The sequence below is a fragment of the Erythrobacter sp. K21-9 genome, from assembly GCF_055808355.1.
Genome location: NZ_CM147866.1, coordinates 1,386,400 through 1,405,318, shown reverse-complemented (window position 1 = coordinate 1,405,318; position 18,919 = coordinate 1,386,400). Strand labels below are relative to the sequence as shown.

Here is an 18,919-nt window from a genome sequence, read left to right as displayed (position 1 = left end):
GGCCCGCGCGATCGGCGATGACGGTCGGCGGCGTCGCGCTGTCGATGGGGCTGCTGTTTTCGACCCTGCAGTTCATCGATTCCAGCGAGTTTATGCTGGAATCCTACTTCTTCCGGTCGCAGCAGCAGGACATCTCGGTTACGTTCACGGAAGCGCGCAACGACGATGTGCTCTACGAATTGGCACAGATGCCGGGGGTGTTGCGGGTCGAACCGGTTCGCGGGCTTAGCGTAGAGATGAGCCATGGCAACAAGGTCGAGCGGACGGCACTCGAAGCGATCCCCCAGGGTGCGAAGCTGAGTGCACGGATCGATCAGCGAGGCAATTTGATCGATATGCCTCCGGGCGGCCTGATGCTGAGCCGACAACTTGCCGATCAGTTGGGGGTTGAAGCAGGCGACAACGTATACGTGAAAATGCTGGGAGGCAGGCGGACCGAGGCTCTGTTGCCGGTCGGCGCGATGGTCGACGAATTCATTGGTAACCGCGCTTACGCCACGCAAAGCACGATCGGCGCGCTCGCCCGCGACGGTGCCCCGGTGGGGGCGGCAATGCTGTTGATCGACGAAGCGAAGCGCGGCGAAATCCTGACCGACCTGAAGGCCATGCCCGCGGTGCTCAGCATCGGTGACCGTGATCTCGAAATGGCGCGGTTCGAAGAGATGATCGACGACAACATCAACACCATGATCTTCTTCTACATCGCCTTCGCTTCGGCGATCGCGGTCGGCGTGGTCTACAACAGCGCGCGCATTCTGTTTTCCGAGCGCGCGCATGAGCTGGCGACACTCCGGGTGCTGGGATACCACCGGCTGGAAGTGGCTGTCGTCCTGATCGGTCAGATCGCCCTGTTGGTGGTCATGTCGGTGCCCGTTGGCCTGTTCATCGGTTACTGGCTCGCACAGCTGATGCTGCGCATGTTCGGATCCGACCTCTTCCGCCTTCCCTTCGCCCCCTCCAACGCGACTTATGCCGAATCGGCAATCGTCGTCCTCATCGCAGCCATGCTGACCGCTGTCGTTGTGGCGCGAAGAGTGATGCGGCTCGACATGGTCCGAGTATTGAAAGCACGCGAGTGATGATGGAACGGGTAAAACGCTGGCGCTGGGCCATTCTGATAATGGCATTGCTGATCGCAGGGTTGATCTATTCGCTGTGGCCGGAAGCTGTTGCGGTCGATACCGATGAGGTCTCGCGCGGTGAAATGAGTGTGGGTATCACGGACGACGGCGTCACACGTGCCGAAGAGGTCTATGTCGTCGCCACTCCCGTCACGGGATATTTGTCGCGCATTGAGCTCGAGCCTGGTGATGCGGTCGATCGTGGCGCGCTGATCACTCGGATGACCGGGCGTCCTTCCAGCCCGCTCGATCAACGCACGCGCGACGAGATGCGCGGTGCGCTTGCCGCAGCCCGCGCTGCGGAAAGCGGCGCGAGCGCATCTTATGCGCAATCGCAGCGCGATTTGGAGCGCGCTGAAGCCATCTTCGAGCGCGGATTTCTGCCCAAGGCGCAGCTTGAAGCGGCCCGCACCCGTGTTGCAACCGACCGGTCCACACAGCAACAGGCCCGTGCCGAAGTTGCGCGCCTGCGCGCGATGCTCGCTAATCCCAGCGGCACCGGAAGCGGCGGCCCTGTCAGCGTTCGTGCTCCTGCGTCGGGTGAAGTCTTGTCCGTAATCAACGAAAGCGAGGGGGTCATGCCCGAGGGAACTCAGTTGGTGACGATAGGCAATCCCGACACGATCGAGCTGGTCGTCGACCTGCTCTCCCGCGAGGCGGTGCGGGTGAAGCCCGGCGATCGCGTTCAGATCACCCAGTGGGGCGGTCCCGATCCGCTCATCGGCAAAGTCAAACGGATCGAGCCTTTCGGTCAGCTTAGGATCTCGGCGCTCGGGATCGAAGAGCAGCGGGTGAACGTCATCGTCAAATTCGACACGGGTTCGATCGCAAACGCCGCGAGGCTCGGCCATGGCTATCAAGTCGATGCGACCATCGAACTCTGGCGCGCCGACGACACGTTGAGATTGCCGGTCGGTTCGCTGTTCCGCGGTCCCGATGGCGAGTGGCAAGTATTCAGTGTCGAGGGCGGTCGAGCCCGCATAACGACGGTAGAACTGGGGCAAATCAACGATGAACACGCGCAATTGCTAGGCGGGCTCCAAGAAGGCGCGAGCGTCATTATCAATCCTGGCAGCATGATCGAGGACGGGATGCGCGTGACCCCACGCGACTAGGGGCTATTCGGTCGGGTATTCGATCTGCGCAGCGAGGCGATCCCGGACTTCGCGGGCGTCGAAGCTGCGAAGGTTACCGTTTGGCCTTGTCCCTTGGCCCAGTTCAATATCGGCATTTGCCTCAAACCGTTCGATCGTGCGGGTATTGTACCGGGTCGCCCAGAATGGATCGCCGTAATACGGATACCAGTGATACCAGCCGAGCCCGGTGCGGTAGTACCGCCAGTAAGGTCGCCAGTAGGTGTGATACGGCGAATGCCACGGGTCGTAGAGCGGATCGCGGCGAACCTGCCGCTCGATCTGATGCTCGACCTCGCGGTCCTGGATTATGAAATAGTCATAGCCCTTGAGCAGCGTCAGCTCTGCCGCACGGAACAACAGGTAGCTCTCGACCCGCTCGCGCGATGTCAGGCGATTGCCCGCGAAACTGACCCGGTAATGCGTTTCATCGATTCGGATATCCGAGTATCCGCCAGACACCCGCGTACCTGCGCCCAGCGGCTGGTAAGGCGTGCTGCTCATTGCGCAACCGGTCGTTGCGAGAATGATCGCACTGGTGGCTGCAAGAGCTATCTTGCGCGTGATCGAAAGCATGGTTGCAACTCCTCTGGTCCCACAAATCGAGGAGGAAAATGCGGCGGTCAGCGATCGGGAACTATAGGTAGATGTCCGATGTGCAGCGACTTCGAGATCAGATCAGGCCGCGGGCGCGCCAGCGATCCTCACCTTCAGGATCCGCGTCAGTCAACTGTATTAGATGCGCTATCGCGCGGTCGTGGGAGAGGAATACCCTGCCATGCAGCTCTTCGAGGATATCGGTCTGCTGGAGCTTGTCCATCACTGGCCCTTTAACTTCGGAAAGGTGGCAACTGATCCCCGCGTCGGACAAACGGTGATTGATCGCCTCAAGGCTTTCAAGACCCGACGCATCGATCGAATTGACTGCAGAGCACAGGAAAACGACATGCTTCAGTTCCGGCCTTTCTGCAACGCGTTCAAGCACATATTCCTCAAGCCAGCGGGCATTCAGGAATGTCAGGCTCTCATCAATCCGGATAGAGAGAATGTGCGACCAGGTGATGACCTCATGCCGGTCCACATTGCGGAAATGCTCTGTTCCCGGAACCCGGCCCACAATGGCCGCATGGGGCCGCGACGCTTTCCAAAGATAGAGCATCAGACCAGTCGAGACGCCAACGACAACCCCGATCTCAACTCCCATTGCCAAGGTCATGGCAATGGTGGCGACATGGGCGGAGAAGTCGCTTTTGGAATAGCGCCACAAACGCAACGGAGTCCTGAAATCGATGAGACCGAGCACTGCAACGATAATGGTTGCGGCAAGCGTGGCGACCGGCAAGGACAACAGCAGTGGGGTGAGGAAGACCGAGGCCAACGCTATACCAATGGCGGTATAGGCCCCCGCCGCCGGAGTACGCGCACCAGCATCGAAATTCACAACCGAACGGGCAAAGCCTCCCGTAACAGGATATCCGCCCGAGAATGCTGATGCGATATTGCTTGCACCAAGGCCAACCAGCTCCTGATCGGGCGAAATTCGCTGGCGGCGCTTGGCGGCGAGCGTGTGCGCGACCGAGACGCTTTCGACGAAGCCGATGATCGAAATGAGCAACGCTGGGAGCCAAAGCTGGCTCCACAGCCCGAGATCGACTTGCGGTACCCTAAAGGGAGGAAGGCCGGAGGGAATGGAGCCGACGATCTGAACACCCTGTTCTTCAAGCCCGCCCACAATTACTGCGAGAATGGCCGCGGCCACCGCGACGATCGGTCCGGCCTTGGCGCAGATGTCAGCCAGCGCCGGTTTGAGACCAACCTTTACGAGAGAGGGCTTGAGGCCGCTGCGAACCCAGAACAGAAATGCAAGACTAGGTATGCCGATTGCAAGGGTGGGAATGCTGTAGGCACCGATATTCGCCGCGAGCCTCTCCAGAAGCTCGGGCATGGTATCCCCGCCCCCGGCAATGCCCAGAATGTGGCGGAGCTGGCTCGTCGCAATGAGGATGCCGCTGGCAGTGATGAAGCCAGAGATGACCGGGTGCGAAAGGAGGTTGGCAAGAAATCCGGCGCGAACGAAGCCGAGGATCGCGAGCATGATCCCCGAGAGCATGGCGAGCGCAATGACCGCTTCAAGATATTCAGGCGTTCCCGGGGCCGCGACACTGCCCGCAGCCGAGGCGGTCATTAGCGAAATGACGGCAACCGGACCAACCGCAAGCGTGCGGCTTGTTCCAAGCAGCGCGTAAGCGACAAGCGGCAGGATCGACGCGTAGAGGCCCACGACCGGCGGCAGCCCAGCAAGCAACGCATAGGCGAGGCTTTGCGGGATCAGCATGATGGTAACGATCACCGCCGCCATCATGTCGCTGCCCAAAGCGCCTCGGTCGTATCGCCTTCCCCAGTCCAAGATTGGCAAATAGCGCGTCAGTGTGGAGGGCACTGCCATTGCGAGCCGTCAGGCGACCGACTTCCGGGTCTTGATGAGGTCAGTCGAAAACCGGTGCAGCCACATTCCGGCGAGCATGGCGATAACAAAGACAATTGGTTGCCAATCACCGAACGCCAAGCCGGCAATGGCGGGGCCTGGGCAATATCCAACAAGGCCCCAACCCGCTCCAAAAAGAGCGGCCCCGTAGAGCAATTGCCTGTCGATTATTCGGTTTTCTGGGATGAAGAACCGACTATCGAGCAGTGGTTTTTGCATCCTGTTCGACACAAGATAGGCGAGCGCCGAGGGTATGATCGCCCCGCCCATCACAAAGGCAAGCGCGGGGTCCCAATTGCCGAAGATATCGAGAAAAGCGAGCACGCGCGCCGGATTAATCATGTCTGAAACTGTCAGACCAGCACCAAAAAGAATGCCGATGACAAGCGCTGTGAGGATCTGTCGCATTCGCTATGCTCCCATAAGCATGAAGCGAACCACGGCGACTACCAAGAAGGCAGTGAGCATGAAAGAAACGGTAGCCGCCAGTGATCGGGGAGAAAGCCGGGAAACGCCGCAAACGCCATGTCCGCTGGTGCAGCCATTGCCCATGCGCGTGCCATACCCGACCAGCAATCCGGCACCAATCAGGAGAGGAACGGAAGAGGTCACCGCAACGTCCGCCGAGCGGACCCACAACCCGGTGACAAGGGCGCCGATCGGAAGTCCCAGCACGAATGCGATCGCCTGATTCCGCGCAATACCGGTATCGGCGATGCCGGTCGCGCGCGCGACCATGCCGCTAATCCCAGCAATGCGTCCGGAAAAGAGCAACAAAAAGGCGGCGGCAATGCCTATCAACAATCCTCCGCCCAGCGCAACGAAGGGGTCAAGTGGAGCTGGTGAGGTCATGTTTTGGTTCTCCCATTGACAACTATGATTGCTCGTCTCGAGTGGCACGAGCCATGGATCTCGGACTCTGGCAACCTGCCTGCGCACGCATCGCCCCTCACAATGAAGCAATGAAGGACTTCGCGAGCGTGTCGCCGCCGATGTCCCCGCTCAATGTCGACAGTCCGATATCGACTTGCACAATCCCAACTTTGCCGGTGTCACGCAGCAGTTTTCGCCCTATCGAAAGACTGGCGCGATACGGATTGATCCTTAGGCCTAGCGATTACCCCTCAAAGTCTGGAGAGACCTATTCCTGCCCATGACGTATGGAGTCCTCCACCATCGAGCGACCAGCAAGGCCATCTGCGTCGGAACGGGATTTGCGCGCTAGCCACAGCTTCACCCCTTCCGTAGCCAGCAGCACCGCCAGTGCAGCGCCTGCGCACACAAGCAGGAAATCGGGTTCAACAGGGCCGGTTTCGAGGAATTTCTGAAGCAGCGGAAACGTCATTGCCCCGATTTGCAATACGATGGCAACGCCCATTCCGACGAACATCCAGCCGTTTTCGGGTGAATGCCAGCGCCAAAACGGGACCTTCAGATTCCTGATACTCAAGAGAAAAGAGACCTGAAACGTCACGACCATCAAAAGCACATGATTGCGCGCATCCTCGATCGGCATGCCGAGCGCCAATCGATCCTCCAGCACCCAGATTGCAATAACGGTCATCAACACGGCCCCAGGAAGCATCAGGAAAAGAGCATTGCGATCGATCAGGGAGGCAAGCTTGCGCTCCGGTGGATGCTTCAATTCATCGCCATCGCCGCGCCCGAAACCAAGTGTTACATCGAGAACGCCATTGGTCACAAGGTTGAGCCAAAGCAGCTGCACAGGCGTCAGTGGCATGGGTAAGCCAAGCGATATTGCGAGCAGGAACATGAGGATTTCCGCAGCGCCGGTCGCGAGCATGAACAGCACGATCTTGCGGATGTTGGCGAAGGTCACGCGACCCTCTTCGATCCCAGCAACGATTGTTGCGAAGTTGTCGTCCGCGAGCACAAGATCGGATGCACCGCGCGCCACATCGGTGCCGCTGCGCCCCATCGCAATACCGATATCCGCCATACGGAGCGCCGGTCCATCGTTCACGCCATCGCCGGTGACGGCTACCGTATGGCCCGCCTCTTCTAGCGCCCTTACGATGGCGAGCTTCTGTGCCGGTTCGGTGCGCGCAAAGACCTGGCTCGAAGTAACACGGCGCGCGAACGCCTCTGGGTCGTCCGCCAGCATTTGCAGTTCCGCCCCGGTAACCACGCCCTTTTCATCGGCCTCCATCCCGAGCTTGCGCGCGATTGCCAGCGCGGTCGCGGGATGATCCCCGGTAATCATCGACACGGAAACCCCGGCTTCGCGGCATTTGGCCACTGCTTCGATCACGCCGTGCCGCAGCGGATCGGTCAGTCCGACAAACCCGAGAAGCTCGAGATCGTACAAGTGATCGTGAATATGACCGTCGCCTGAGTGTTCTCTCCCCTCTGCCAGAGCGAGAACGCGATATCCCTCCGCTGCCAGTCGCTCGGCGAGGTCCAGTGCCTCGCCATCCTGATCCCGGCACATGGCGAGCACGGTTTCGGGCGCGCCCTTCACAACCGATCGCACTTCGGCGCCGAAGTCCGCCTCCACCGCTGCGTATCGGAGCGCGGGTTCGTAAGGTACGATCGACAGGCGATCCGCCGCGACGAGGTGCTCTATGTCGCACCCGTTCTCGCGCGCGAAATCAAGCAGGGCCAAGTCGACCGCATCGCCTACCGGACTGCCATGAGCCTTGAGCTTGGCTTCGTTACAGAGCCCAGCTGCTTCAGCGAGGCGGACAAGCGCTTGGTCAGCATGGCCCGTCTTCCATGTCTCTCGCTCCACCCTCGCGCCGCCGGGCCGCGTGACCTTCTCGACAGTCAATCGATTGACGGTCAGCGTGCCGGTTTTGTCGCTGGCGATCAGGGTGCAGGCCCCCAGCCCTTCGACCGCTGGCAATGCTCGCACGATGACATTGCGCCGTGCCATTCTGCGAGCGGCGGAAGAGAGCGCAACGGTAACAGCGATGGGCAGGCCTTCGGGAATGGCCGCCACAGCAAGCGCAATCGCAAGGAGCACGATATCGCGAAGCGGCTGTCCCTCCAGCGCCAATAGCGCTCCGAGAACCAGGATCAGCGCCACCGCAATCAGGGCAATCTGGCGAGCGAGCAACGCCATGCGTCGCACAAGCGGTATCGCGCCAGCATGGCTTGCCGCCTGCGCGAGTGTGCGGTCGATATGCCCCAGTTGCGAGGTAGCGCCTGTCTGAGTGACCACGGCAAGCGCCCTGCCCTCAACCACAGATGTGCCCGCGTGAAGCATATTGTTACGGTCTGCGACGACTGCCTTTTCCGCCAGCTGAGCTTCTGCACGTTTTGCAACCGGCATGGATTCGCCGGTAAAGGTCGATTCATCGACCTCGATCCCGATGGCCTCGATGAGGCGCATGTCGGCGATGATGGAAACGCCGCTTTCAAGCTCGGTCACGTCCCCAGGCACGACATCTTCGGAGGCGACGTCGCGCGTAACTCCGCCGCGCCGTACGCGGGCGGTTTGCGGCACGAGCGATCGCAGCGCCCGTGCGCTCGCATCGGCCTTGAGTTCCTGAAAGGCCCCGATCGTCGCATTGAGCACCAGCGCGCCGAAAATGAATGCCGCATCCCAGCGGTCGCCCAAGACAAGCGAGAGGATGCCGGCGACAAGGAGAAGATAGATCAGCGGGCTGCGAAACTGACGCAGGAAGACCTGAGCTGGCCCAAGCATCCGTGCTTCGGGCAATCGATTGGGGCCGAACCGGGCAAGGCGGGCATCCGCCTCTGCCTCGGATAGACCATGTCGTTTAGCGTCCAGAACTGAAAGCGCCTGCTCGGCGGTCAATGTGTGCCAAGCACGCTCGCTCCCGGTCATTCGCAGGGGTGCCGCTTAGAACGTTTTTTCGGCGATAATCAGGGTCGGGTCGTCGGGACATGGTAGGATCTTGAAACCCATTTGCCGTTCGAGATCGAGCCCGTCCTTCTGCTGCGCGCTTTCAAGCGAGGTGATCTTGGCGATGCCCATTGCCTCGGCATAGCGCGCCGCGTGATCGAGCATCGCCCAGCTTATCCCGCGCTGTTTCATGTCCTCTCGCGCGCAAACCGCGAATTCTGCGGTCTCGAAGTCCTCGTCGGCTCCCAGCATCGAACTGGCGAGCACTTCACCGCTTTCAGGATCGACCGCAAGGAAATCGATGGTGCGATCATTGCTGTCGTCGGTCATCTGCGCGAGCCGCCCCTCATCGACCTTGCGCATGCCGGAAAGGAAACGGAAGTAGAGGTCGCGTCGGCTCACGCCGTTGAAGAAGCGGGCCAGCGCTTCCTTGTCAGAAGGGCGGGCGGGAGTGATTAGTATCTCCTCTCCGGCCTGCGTGGTCACCAAGCCGCTCCAATCCTTCTCCGCGTCCCGATTGGAGAACCTTTTGGCTTGCTGCTTCGGGGATGCGGGGTGTTTCAGATCGGACATGGCGGGTCTCCTTCGATGAGGCTGAGCCTGATCGATGCGGGCTGGCGTTGCGATCCGTAAATGTCCTTAAAGCGGGCGACGAAGCCGGCTCAATTATCGATGGATCGCAGCACGAATAACCAATCTCCGACAAGAGCGACAAATGAGGTTGTGACTCGCTATAGTTCCGTAAATGCCTTAGGTTTTGAATGCTGTGTGGATATTCCTCCGTTCAGTGAAAGCGGTGGACATGTCCAATTCTTATCCTGCCAATGAGCAATCAAAGTCATCGATGACTTTGCGCAGCGCCGATGAATTGCATGCCCTCATCGATACGGTCCCCGATGCGATGATCATCGCGGACGAACACGGACATATCGCCTCGTTCAGCACAGGCGCGGAGGCCGTGTTCGGCTATACCGAGAGCGAAGTGATGGGCCAGAATGTCAGCATCCTCATGCCCTCTCCCGACCGCGAAAGCCATAATACGTATATGCAGCGCTATCTTACTACGGGAGAGGCGCGTATTATCGGGACTGGGCGGGTGACGACAGCCCGCCATCGCGACGGCAGTTCTTTTCCGATAAGCATCGCGCTTGGCGAACTAAAGACGAATGGAGAGCACTCCTTTGTCGCCTATATCCGTGACCTCAGCGAAAGCCGGAAGGCTGAACGCGAGTTGCATACGCTGCAGAGCGAACTGGCGCATGTATCGCGAATTTCCGCGATGGGTTCGCTCGCCACGTCACTGGCGCATGAACTGAACCAGCCTCTGACAGCGGTGACAAATTACGCCCATTCGGCGCGCGACCTTTTGAGCGAGCCGAGTCCGGACAACATCGAAATGGTGCGTGAAGCCCTTGAGGAATGCGCGTCCGAGGCCTTACGCGCGGGTCGGATCGTCCACCGGCTGCGCGATTTCATCAAACGCGGCGAGACCGAACGCCAGATCGTCAGCCTCAGCCGCATCATTCAGGAAGCCTCAGCCTTGTCCCTGATGAACGGGGATGGGAAAGGCGTCGATTTCGAAACTCGGATAGATGCAAGCGCCGACAAGGTGCTCGTCGATCCGGTGCAGATCCAACAGGTCGTGCTCAACCTGATCCGTAACGCGCTCGAAGCGATGCTCGAGTCCCGGCATAGGCAATTGCGCGTCCACACGCAGAAGACCGCCAACGGCTTCGCGCGAGTTTCCGTCATCGATAGTGGCCCCGGATTGGACGAGGCAGTCGTGGAGCGGTTGTTCCATCCCTTCAACAGCACCAAATCGGGCGGAATGGGCGTCGGTCTGTCGATTTGCCATACCATCATCCAGGCGCATGATGGCAAGATCTGGGTCGAGCCATCCGACCTTGGTGGCTGTGCCTTTCATTTCACCGTCCCACTCGCGGAGAGTACCGATGACCAGCAGTGAGTATCCCGTCTATCTTGTCGATGACGACGATTCAGTTCGTCGCTCGGTCGGTTTCATGCTCAAGACCTCGGGTCATAAGGTCGAAATCTACACAAGCGGGGTGGAGTTTCTGAAGGAGGTGCGTTCCTTAGAACCGGGCTGCGCGCTGCTCGACATACAGATGCCGGAGGTGGATGGCCTGGAAGTCCAGGCGGAACTGCGCGAACGCGGCGCGCCTCTCCCTGTCGTGGTAATGACCGGCCACGGCGATGTCGAAGTGGCGGTCCGGGCGATGAAAGCAGGGGCGGTGGACTTCATTGAGAAGCCCTTTGCAAAGGACACGGCACTGCAAGCCATCGGCGAGGCGTTCGACCGGCTCGCAAGATCAGGCGAAAAAAGCAAAAGGCGGACAGAGGCGGAATTGCTGGTCAACGGCCTGACCCGGCGCGAACACGAAGTGCTGGTCGGTTTGACCAAGGGGTATCCAAACAAGACCATCGGCTACGATCTGGATATCAGCCCCCGCACGGTCGAGATACACCGCGCCAACCTCATGAAAAAGCTCGCCGTATTCAATCTCTCCGATCTGCTGCGTATCGCCTTTGCTGCGGGCGTTGGCGAAACAGAGCAACACAAGAGCGAAGGGCGAGCAGCAGCGCAAGCTCCTAGCACGGAATAGGGAACGTCAGTCGACGCGAATATCCGCCACCTCGAAGGGTATCGCCCCATTCGCCGGTTCGGTGATGGAGATGATTGCGCTTGCCGAGAATCGGCAATCCTCGAACCAGCCGATCACCTCGGCTTCTTCTTTGTCGCCGACAGAAACCAGCTCCCAGGTGCCTTCGCATCTTACGACATAACCGGATCGATCCTTTTCGTCGGGCCAGAATCTGCGCACAGTCGAGCGCTCTGGATCGCGCGCATGCGTGTCGGTCTCGATGTGTCCATTGGACTGCAAGGGAATGCGCAACAGATAGGCGCGCACGGCAGAACCCGCTGGAAATTCACGTGTGGGCCCATGCTCCAGTCTTACGAGCCTCCAACGCATCGCCTTCTCCCCCTAATCCCGATCCGGGGCTTTAATGAATAGGCGTGTTCAGCGTTGACCATGCCTACAATCGTAAGTGTTGAGGGTTATCCTTGTGTTAACCATCCTAAATCCTGTTTATTCGGCTGCCTCCGGGACAATCTTAAAAGGCCATCTTCGGGTAAAGGACGAGCCGGAGAGGCATATCCTCTAATCACCTTCAGCAATCATTTTGAGCTTGTATTCGTCGAGTATTTCCAGTCGGTTGCGGGAAGGCATTGAGATAATTCGTTCGTCACGAAGGCTGCGCAGAGTGCGGCACATGGTCTCGGGAGAGGTGGCGAGATACGATGCCATGTCGCCTTGCGGAATCGAAAGGTTGAGCATGCCATCCACAACCTCCAGTCGCTGGGCAAGATAGTCGAGAAACGCGGCAGCGCGCGCCCTCATTCCCACTCGCCCGAGAATCAGGCTCCGCGCAATGAAGGCCTTCTCTTCACGCCAAACGGCATCGACGAAAAAATCAGGTTGAACCGGATCTTGCAGGGCGGAACCCGTCCGAAAAAGTTGCGTAGAATGTCGAGTGAAGCACAGGCCACCCACAGCCTCCGCTGAGTATCGATGCGTTTGCAACAGCGGCAAACCTATAAAGTCGCCTGCGAAAAAGAACGCCATGATCTGGCGATCCCCTTCGCGCGAATAGGCGACCGCTCGCGCGACCCCTCGGCAGACTTCAAGAGTGGTCCGGCATGAATCACCTTTTTCGAAAAGAATCTCGCCATCGCGAGCAGGCATCGACACCGCTCGATCCAGAAGCTCGAAACCCGATGATTGGTACATGCTGATTCCCAGTTCGCTGCTTGAATGGGAGCGAGACTAGAGGCTGACGACCATGTCACGGCATCGGTGAATGTACTTAGCTCTTCGCTGCCGCTTCCAGGGAGATAGCCAACCGCTACTCGGGAGATTTACGGATACAGGCTGCGATGATGGGATGCTCTTACCGAGTCTCTACGGGCCAGTGGCAATCACTGGCAGGAGGTACGTATCGTTCATCTGACTTTTCTCGGCGCAGCAGACACGGTGACGGGATCGAAATTTCTCGTCGAAACACCGCGTCACAAGGTGCTCGTCGATTGCGGCCTGTTTCAGGGCTACAAGGTCTTGAGGTCGCGCAACTGGAATCCCCTGCCGGTCGATCCTGCGAGTATCGATGCGGTCGTCCTTACCCACGCGCATCTCGATCACTCGGGATACCTGCCGTTGCTGGTGAAGAACGGGTTTGCCGGGAAAGTGATCTGCACGAAGGGCACCTACGCCCTTTGCAACCTGCTACTACCCGATAGCGGTTACCTTCTGGAAGCGGACGCGCGCTATGCCAATCGCCGCGGTTTCAGCAAGCATGATCCCGCCCTGCCGCTCTACACCAGGGCCGATGCGCTGCGCTCGCTGAAATCCTTCGCACCGCAGCCATTGGGAGAGCGGATCGACGTCGTGAGCGATTGCTCAATCCGGTTCCGCTATGCAGGGCATATTCTGGGCGCGGCGAGCGTGGATATGATCGCGGATGGGACGCGCATCGTCTTTTCGGGGGACGTCGGGCGTTACGGTGATCCCCTGATGTTCGATCCCGAGCCTGTGCCGCAAGCGGATTACCTGCTGGTTGAATCCACCTATGGTGACCGGTGTCATCCGGACTTCGCACCCCAGCAGGAACTGGAGAGCATCATCAAACGGACAATCACGCGTGGTGGCAGCGTCATTATCCCTTCCTTTGCAGTGGGTCGCGCGCAGGCCCTGCTCTATCACATTTACGCCATCCGCCGGCGTGGGAACTTGCCCGATGTGCCCGTCTATCTCGACAGCCCGATGGCCTGCAGCGCAACCGACCTCTTTTGCCACCATGCCGCCGACCATCGTCTCAGCGCCGCGCAATGCCGCGCTGCCTGGGACGATGTGATCTACACGCGAGACGTAGAAGCCTCCAAGAGGCTCGATACGGAGCCCGGTCCCAAAATCATAATCTCCGCAAGCGGAATGGTGACCGGCGGACGCATTCTGCATCGGCTGAAGCGCTATGCTCCCGACCATCGCAGCACGATTGTGATGGCAGGGTATCAGGCAGGCGGCACCAGGGGTGCAGCGCTCTTGAACGGTGCAGACACGATAAAGATTCACGGCCAACATGTTCCGGTAGAGGCAGAGGTGGTCTCGCTAGACATGCTGTCCGCGCATGCGGACCAACATGAGTTGCTGCGCTGGCTTGGCGGCTTCGAAACGCCGCCAGAGCAATGCTTCGTCGTGCATGGCGAAGCGCAACCTGCCGACCGCTTCCGCCTTGAGATCGCTGAGCAGCTCGGTTGGAAAGCCCGCGTCCCCGAACATGGTGAGCGGGTGAAACTGTGAAGGCTTCGTCTCTCGTACCCGTCGATCTTGATCGCCCTCGCGAGCTCGTGCCGCTCAAGGCAAGACGGCTCAATTTGCACACTCAGCGCGAGGCGATAGCGATCGTGAACCGCGATTGCACCGTCGCCCGATCGGAGGGGCTTACAGAGCGAGCCCGGGTCGAGCTGCGCCACGGGGATCGCCAGGTGATCGCCCGGCTGTATCAGGTGGAAGATGCCCTCATTGCGCCTGATGAAATCGGTCTTTCGGAGATCGCTTGGAGTAAGCTCGGCCTCGAGAGGGGCGACAATGTCACCCTGCACCACCCCAGAAGCCTGACTTCGATGGGTGCGCTACGCAGCAAGGTGCACGGTCACAGGCTCGATGCGAGATACGCCAGTGCGATTTTCCGCGATATCGTCGAAGGTCGGCTTTCCGATGTGCAAACCGCGGCGTTTATCGCAGCGCTGGCCAGTCAGCCTCCAGCAGCAGGCGAGATGGTTGCGCTGACCGAAGCGATGGTCGCGATAGGTGACAGGCTTGCCTGGCCGGGCGATGTCGTGGTCGACAAGCATTGCGTGGGCGGCCTGCCCGGCAACCGGACGACACCTATAGTGGTATCAATTGTAGCAGCCGCAGGTCTGACGATCCCGAAAACCTCTTCGCGGGCGATCACATCGCCAGCCGGGACCGCCGATACCATGGCAACTATGACCCGCGTCGATCTAAGCGGCGATGAGATGCGCAAGGTCGTCGAAAAGGAAGGCGGCTGCATCGTCTGGGGCGGCGGGGTCGAACTTTCGCCTGCCGACGATCTGCTTATCCGGGTCGAGCGGGAGCTGGAGCTCGACTGCACTTCTCAAATGGTCGCATCGGTAATGTCGAAGAAGATTGCCGCCGGATCGACCTATGTGCTGATCGACATACCGGTCGGGCCGACCGCCAAAGTTCGGTCAGCCGCCGATGCCGAGGAACTCATCACCTATATGAAAAGCGTTGGAGATGCCTTCGGCCTGCATGTCGAGACCGTCATCTCGGATGGATTGCAACCCGTCGGTGACGGCATAGGTCCGGCGCTGGAGGCACGTGATGTCCTCGCGGTGCTCGAATGCAGACGCACCGCCCCGCATGAATTGCGGCAACGAGGATTGGCTCTCGCTGCTGCGATCCTCGAAATGGGCGGCGCATACCCGCCAGGCAAGGGCAAGGACGCGGCGAGAGCCATTCTCGACGATGGTCGCGCGATGGCAAAATTCGTGGCCATTTGCGAAGCGCAAGGCGGCTTTCGGAGGCCAGAGAGGGCTGCGTTCCGGCACGTAATCGAATGCGAGCGTGCGGGGCATATCACCGCGGTCGACAATAGACGGCTCGCGCGCCTCGCCAAGCTCGCCGGAGCGCCGCGATCGCCCTCGGCAGGACTCGAGCTTCACGTCAATATCGGCGATCCGGTGGACCGCGGGCAGCCGCTGATCACGCTCCATGGCGAAAGCATCGGCGAATTGGAATATGCGCTCGACTACTACCGGGCGAATTGCGATCTGATCGAGGAACGCGCTAGTTGAGGCCCCTGCTGTTTACACTCCACGCGGCTGAAAGTCTGAAAGACAGCATACTTGCTGGGGGCGACATGGAGGCAGGTTCATTCGAGCACCGACGGTTTCCGGACAGTGAAAGCTACATCCGTCTCGACACCAAGGTCGTCGATCGTGCGGTGGTATTTCTTTGCGGTCTTGATGACCCCGATAAATGGATCATGCCCCTTTTGCTCGCCGCCGATGCGGCGCGCACGCAAGGCGCGCATCAGGTCGGGCTGGTCGCGCCCTACCTCGGCTATATGCGACAGGATCAGGCTTTTAGCGATGGCGAAGCCGTCTCTGCACAGATCTTTGCGGCGATCCTTTCCAGGCATTTCGACTGGTTGGTCACGCTCGAACCGCACCTTCACCGGATCGAGCATCTGGGAGAAGTATTTTCGATCCCAACCCGTGCAACCAAAGCAACATCACCCATTGGCGATTGGATCGCAAAAGAGATCGAGCATCCGTTCCTGATCGGACCCGACAGCGAAAGTGCACCGTGGATCCAGCGTATTGCCGCGCACATCGATGCGCCCTTTTCGGTATTCAAGAAGCAGCGCTTGGGCGACCGCAACGTACGCATCAGCGGCACTCTGGACGGTTTGCACCCTGAAATGACACCGGTTGTGATCGACGATATCGTCTCGAGCGGAGGAACGATGGCTGCCATCGTCGAGCGAACGGCGCAAGACGCCAAGCAGCCGACAATCTACGTCGCTGTTCATGCGCTGGCCAAGCACCTGCCGCAGCGGATCACGACCAACGCAAAATTCGCCGAACTCGTGAGCTGCAATAGCGTGCCCCACCCCAGCAACCGGATCGATGTTGCTGGCCCGTTGATTGCCGACGTGCGAGATCTAATCGCGCTCAGTCGTGCGCGCCATCGTCTGTGATCGAGCTGGACGAAGTCTGGCTGCCAATGCTCGCTGCCGCGGCAGTAGGACTATTGATCGGTATCGAGCGAGGCTGGACGATGCGCACCCGCAAGGATGGCGAACGTGCCGCGGGCGTGCGAACATTCCTCGTCCTCGCCATTGCGAGCGGGATTGCCGGCATTCTAGCGCGGTATCAGGCCGAACTGATCGGCTTTGCGATTATCATCACTCTCGGGCTTATCGTTGCGTTGGCCTATCTGCGTGAAGCTAAGCTTACCAACGAGGCCGACGCCACAAGCGCGGCGGCAGCGGGCGCTACACTCGCTTTGAGTTTTGTCGCCGGCTTCGGTTCGCCGGAAGTTGCGGTGGCCTTTGCTGCCCTGGTGACGATGGTCCTGGCGCTGAGGACCGAAACCCATCGTTGGATCGCCAACCTCGACGAGGCAGACCTCAAAGCCGCTGTCCGTTTCGCGGTTATCGCCCTTGCCGTCAGGCCCTTCCTTCCCGATCGCAACATGGGGCCGATGGATGCATGGAACCCGCAGAATCTCTGGCTCGTGGTCATCCTTGTCACCGGCTTCTCCTTCCTAGGCTACGTCGCCGACCGAGCGCTGGGCGCGCGATACGGAACGGTGCTCACGGCTATCATTGGCGGGGCATATTCTTCGACTGCGGTCACCCAGTCGCTGGCCCAGCGATTGCGCGATGACACTGCGAGCGGGATCGAGTGCACTGGTATCGTTCTGGCGAGCGCGGTGATGTATGTCCGCGTGGTCATCCTCGTCGCGATACTCGCGCCGCGTCTAATCATCGCTTTCTCATCCATCGTGCTGCCTGCGTTGCTGGTGACGTGGATCGCCGGAGCGTGGCTTTGGCGCGGTCAAAGTGGCGGTCAGCGGACGCAGTTGCCCAAAAATCCAATCGCGCTTCTGCCCGCGCTCGGCTTCCTGGCCTTCGTCGCGGTCGGCGCTGTGGCAGCCCGCTGGGGCCTGGAACGCTTTGGCGAGCAAGGGATCGCCGTGATGCTCTTCCTGATGGGATCCATGGATGTCGATGTTGCAATCGTGACGGCAGGGGGCCTGCCGGTCAATGCTGTCGCGCCGTGGCTGGCTGCGATCGCCCTTGCAGGCACCATACTTGCGAACATGTCTGTCAAGCTCGCGATTACCCTAATCAACGGGGGCCGAAAAGCCCAGTCGGCAGGACGCGCGCTGGCGCTGAGCATGCTCACCTTGGCAGCGAGCATCGCCTTCTGGTGGATCAATTTCTGAGCTTTCGCATCCCGCACTTGATATCCGTCAAGTGTCCCGTCACGAATCGTGTCATAAAAGGGTCGCTGGCTGGCGAGTAACCGCAAGGAAACGATGACCCAATCAGATAGGCCCGTAGCAGCCAGACTATGAAACCTTTAAATGCAGGGAGTAATATGACGGATAGCTGCGGGCCGACTGCTTTAGCGTGCAATCTGGATCTTGCCTTCAGATGAGATTTCCCGCCAACCAGTAGCCAGTCGTGATCGTCAGGACGCTGCCGACCAGCACAAACATAGCGCGGGCTGGTATGTACTTCGCTGCGATAGCTCCAAAGGGTGCGGCAATGACGCCTCCTATCAAGAGGCCAAGAGTGGCTGATGCCATTCCTTCGAAGCCGAATTGTCCTAGGAATGCCCCGGAGATCGCGATCGCGACAAAAACCTCGGCGCTGTTCACCGATCCCACAACCTTGCGCGGTTCTGTACCCTGTAGCATCAGCCCGGAACTAACGACCGGACCCCATCCCCCTCCGCCGATCGCATCGAACAAGCCGCCAACAAATCCAAGAGGGACAACAGCCCTTGGTGCCCTGTGCCTGGGCCGCCCCTTCATCCCCTTGAAAAGCAGAAGCAGGCCCAGAAGGCATAAGTAAGCGAAGACAAAAGGCTTTACCGCCTCCCCGTCCAATCGCGCCAGACCAAAGGCGCCGATCAATCCGCCAAGTATGCCGGGAAACAGGATCATCAGGAACAGACGTTTATGGATGTTTCCCGCGATCGCGTGACTGATACCGGATACGCCGCTGGTCAAAATCTTGATGACATGGACCTTGTATGATGCCTGAGCAGGCGAAACGCCCGCGAACCCGACCAAGAATGTCGTCGCAATGGCGCCGAATGCCATGCCGAGCGCGCCATCGATCAGTTGCGCCAAAAATCCAATGGCAATGAAAGGCAGTATATCAGACCAGGCAAATTCGAGCAGTTCCATCGCCGCGCTCCTGGAAAGGGGCTAGTCAGGATTACGATTTGCTAACATGCGGAAATCTACGTGGTTTGCGGTTGCTTAAGCTGACCTGGGGCATCGTTCGAGATGCTTGAGGTGGCGAAGCGGCGAAAAGGCCTGATCTGAAAGAAGGCTCGCGTTACCTACCCGCCGGGCGCTCGCGATGTTTGCGCAGGCCGTTATCGAAGGTTTCTGCCATCAAGTCCTGAAGGCTCGGGCGGTACCGCCGCGCGCCCATATACCAGGCGAACGAAATCACCTGAAAGCTGTATCCTGCGATG

Annotated in this window: 17 protein-coding genes; 8 read left to right on the top strand and 9 right to left on the bottom strand. The window is 59.6% G+C overall.

Features of this window, described 5'->3' with window-relative positions:
• Positions 1–17: 17 nt before the first annotated feature.
• Both AC0L39_RS07080 and AC0L39_RS07075 read left to right on the top strand, forming a co-directional pair.
• Positions 18–1,079 (top strand): ABC transporter permease, encoded by a 1,062-nt coding sequence (locus tag AC0L39_RS07080; protein WP_473261859.1) that lies wholly within the window; start codon positions 18–20, stop codon positions 1,077–1,079.
• Complete coding sequence (locus tag AC0L39_RS07075) at positions 1,079–2,236, top strand: efflux RND transporter periplasmic adaptor subunit (RefSeq protein WP_473261857.1); 1,158 nt, start codon at positions 1,079–1,081, stop codon at positions 2,234–2,236. Before AC0L39_RS07080 ends, AC0L39_RS07075 begins: the two co-directional genes overlap by 1 nt.
• 3 nt (positions 2,237–2,239) lie before the next feature.
• Here the strand turns inward: AC0L39_RS07075 and AC0L39_RS07070 are convergent, their stop codons facing one another.
• From AC0L39_RS07070 to AC0L39_RS07045, 6 genes are all read right to left on the bottom strand, one after another.
• On the bottom strand, positions 2,240–2,830 hold the full coding sequence (locus AC0L39_RS07070) for a CC0125/CC1285 family lipoprotein (RefSeq protein WP_473261856.1): 591 nt from the start codon (positions 2,828–2,830) through the stop codon (positions 2,240–2,242).
• 97 nt (positions 2,831–2,927) lie between these two features.
• Positions 2,928–4,700: a SulP family inorganic anion transporter gene (locus tag AC0L39_RS07065; protein ID WP_473261854.1), complete on the bottom strand. Its 1,773-nt coding sequence runs from the start codon at positions 4,698–4,700 to the stop codon at positions 2,928–2,930.
• 9 nt (positions 4,701–4,709) lie between these two features.
• The gene (locus tag AC0L39_RS07060; RefSeq protein WP_473261853.1) at positions 4,710–5,147 is read right to left on the bottom strand and encodes a DUF6691 family protein; all 438 of its coding nucleotides are present in this window, start codon (positions 5,145–5,147) and stop codon (positions 4,710–4,712) included.
• Between the two features lie 3 nt (positions 5,148–5,150).
• The gene (locus tag AC0L39_RS07055) at positions 5,151–5,591 is read right to left on the bottom strand and encodes a YeeE/YedE family protein (protein ID WP_473261851.1); all 441 of its coding nucleotides are present in this window, start codon (positions 5,589–5,591) and stop codon (positions 5,151–5,153) included.
• 289 nt (positions 5,592–5,880) lie between these two features.
• Entirely contained in the window at positions 5,881–8,553 is a 2,673-nt protein-coding gene (locus AC0L39_RS07050) for a cation-translocating P-type ATPase (protein WP_473261850.1), read from the bottom strand.
• Between the two features lie 15 nt (positions 8,554–8,568).
• Positions 8,569–9,144, bottom strand: coding sequence for a GNAT family N-acetyltransferase (locus AC0L39_RS07045; protein WP_473261848.1), 576 nt, complete (start codon positions 9,142–9,144; stop codon positions 8,569–8,571).
• 229 nt (positions 9,145–9,373) lie between these two features.
• On the opposite strand from AC0L39_RS07045, the gene AC0L39_RS07040 reads away from it, so the two are divergent.
• Together AC0L39_RS07040 and AC0L39_RS07035 are read left to right on the top strand one after the other, a co-directional pair.
• Positions 9,374–10,537 carry a PAS domain-containing sensor histidine kinase gene (locus tag AC0L39_RS07040; RefSeq protein ID WP_473261846.1) on the top strand — a complete coding sequence of 388 codons (1,164 nt, stop codon included), beginning with the start codon at positions 9,374–9,376 and terminating at the stop codon, positions 10,535–10,537.
• Entirely contained in the window at positions 10,524–11,195 is a 672-nt protein-coding gene (locus AC0L39_RS07035) for a response regulator transcription factor (RefSeq protein WP_473261844.1), read from the top strand. The genes AC0L39_RS07040 and AC0L39_RS07035 overlap by 14 nt, the downstream gene beginning before the upstream one ends.
• 6 nt (positions 11,196–11,201) lie before the next feature.
• Here AC0L39_RS07035 and AC0L39_RS07030 read toward each other — a convergent pair whose 3' ends face one another.
• Positions 11,202–11,501 carry a hypothetical protein gene (locus AC0L39_RS07030; RefSeq protein WP_473261842.1) on the bottom strand — a complete coding sequence of 100 codons (300 nt, stop codon included), beginning with the start codon at positions 11,499–11,501 and terminating at the stop codon, positions 11,202–11,204.
• 252 nt (positions 11,502–11,753) lie between these two features.
• Positions 11,754–12,383, bottom strand: a complete 630-nt coding sequence (locus AC0L39_RS07025; protein ID WP_473261841.1) for a Crp/Fnr family transcriptional regulator — start codon at positions 12,381–12,383, stop codon at positions 11,754–11,756.
• Between the two features lie 243 nt (positions 12,384–12,626).
• On the opposite strand from AC0L39_RS07025, the gene AC0L39_RS07020 reads away from it, so the two are divergent.
• From AC0L39_RS07020 to AC0L39_RS07005, 4 genes are read left to right on the top strand one after another with little or no spacing between them, the layout of a single operon-like run.
• On the top strand, positions 12,627–13,949 hold the full coding sequence (locus AC0L39_RS07020; protein ID WP_473261839.1) for an MBL fold metallo-hydrolase RNA specificity domain-containing protein: 1,323 nt from the start codon (positions 12,627–12,629) through the stop codon (positions 13,947–13,949).
• Entirely contained in the window at positions 13,946–15,490 is a 1,545-nt protein-coding gene (locus tag AC0L39_RS07015) for a thymidine phosphorylase family protein (protein ID WP_473261837.1), read from the top strand. The genes AC0L39_RS07020 and AC0L39_RS07015 overlap by 4 nt, the downstream gene beginning before the upstream one ends.
• On the top strand, positions 15,487–16,398 hold the full coding sequence (locus tag AC0L39_RS07010) for a ribose-phosphate diphosphokinase (RefSeq protein ID WP_473261835.1): 912 nt from the start codon (positions 15,487–15,489) through the stop codon (positions 16,396–16,398). Before AC0L39_RS07015 ends, AC0L39_RS07010 begins: the two co-directional genes overlap by 4 nt.
• Positions 16,395–17,651, top strand: a complete 1,257-nt coding sequence (locus AC0L39_RS07005) for an MgtC/SapB family protein (RefSeq protein ID WP_473261833.1) — start codon at positions 16,395–16,397, stop codon at positions 17,649–17,651. Before AC0L39_RS07010 ends, AC0L39_RS07005 begins: the two co-directional genes overlap by 4 nt.
• A 207-nt stretch (positions 17,652–17,858) precedes the next feature.
• On the opposite strand, the gene AC0L39_RS07000 is transcribed toward AC0L39_RS07005, so the two are convergent.
• Positions 17,859–18,623, bottom strand: a complete 765-nt coding sequence (locus AC0L39_RS07000) for a sulfite exporter TauE/SafE family protein (RefSeq protein WP_473261831.1) — start codon at positions 18,621–18,623, stop codon at positions 17,859–17,861.
• Between the last annotated feature and the right edge of the window lie 296 nt (positions 18,624–18,919).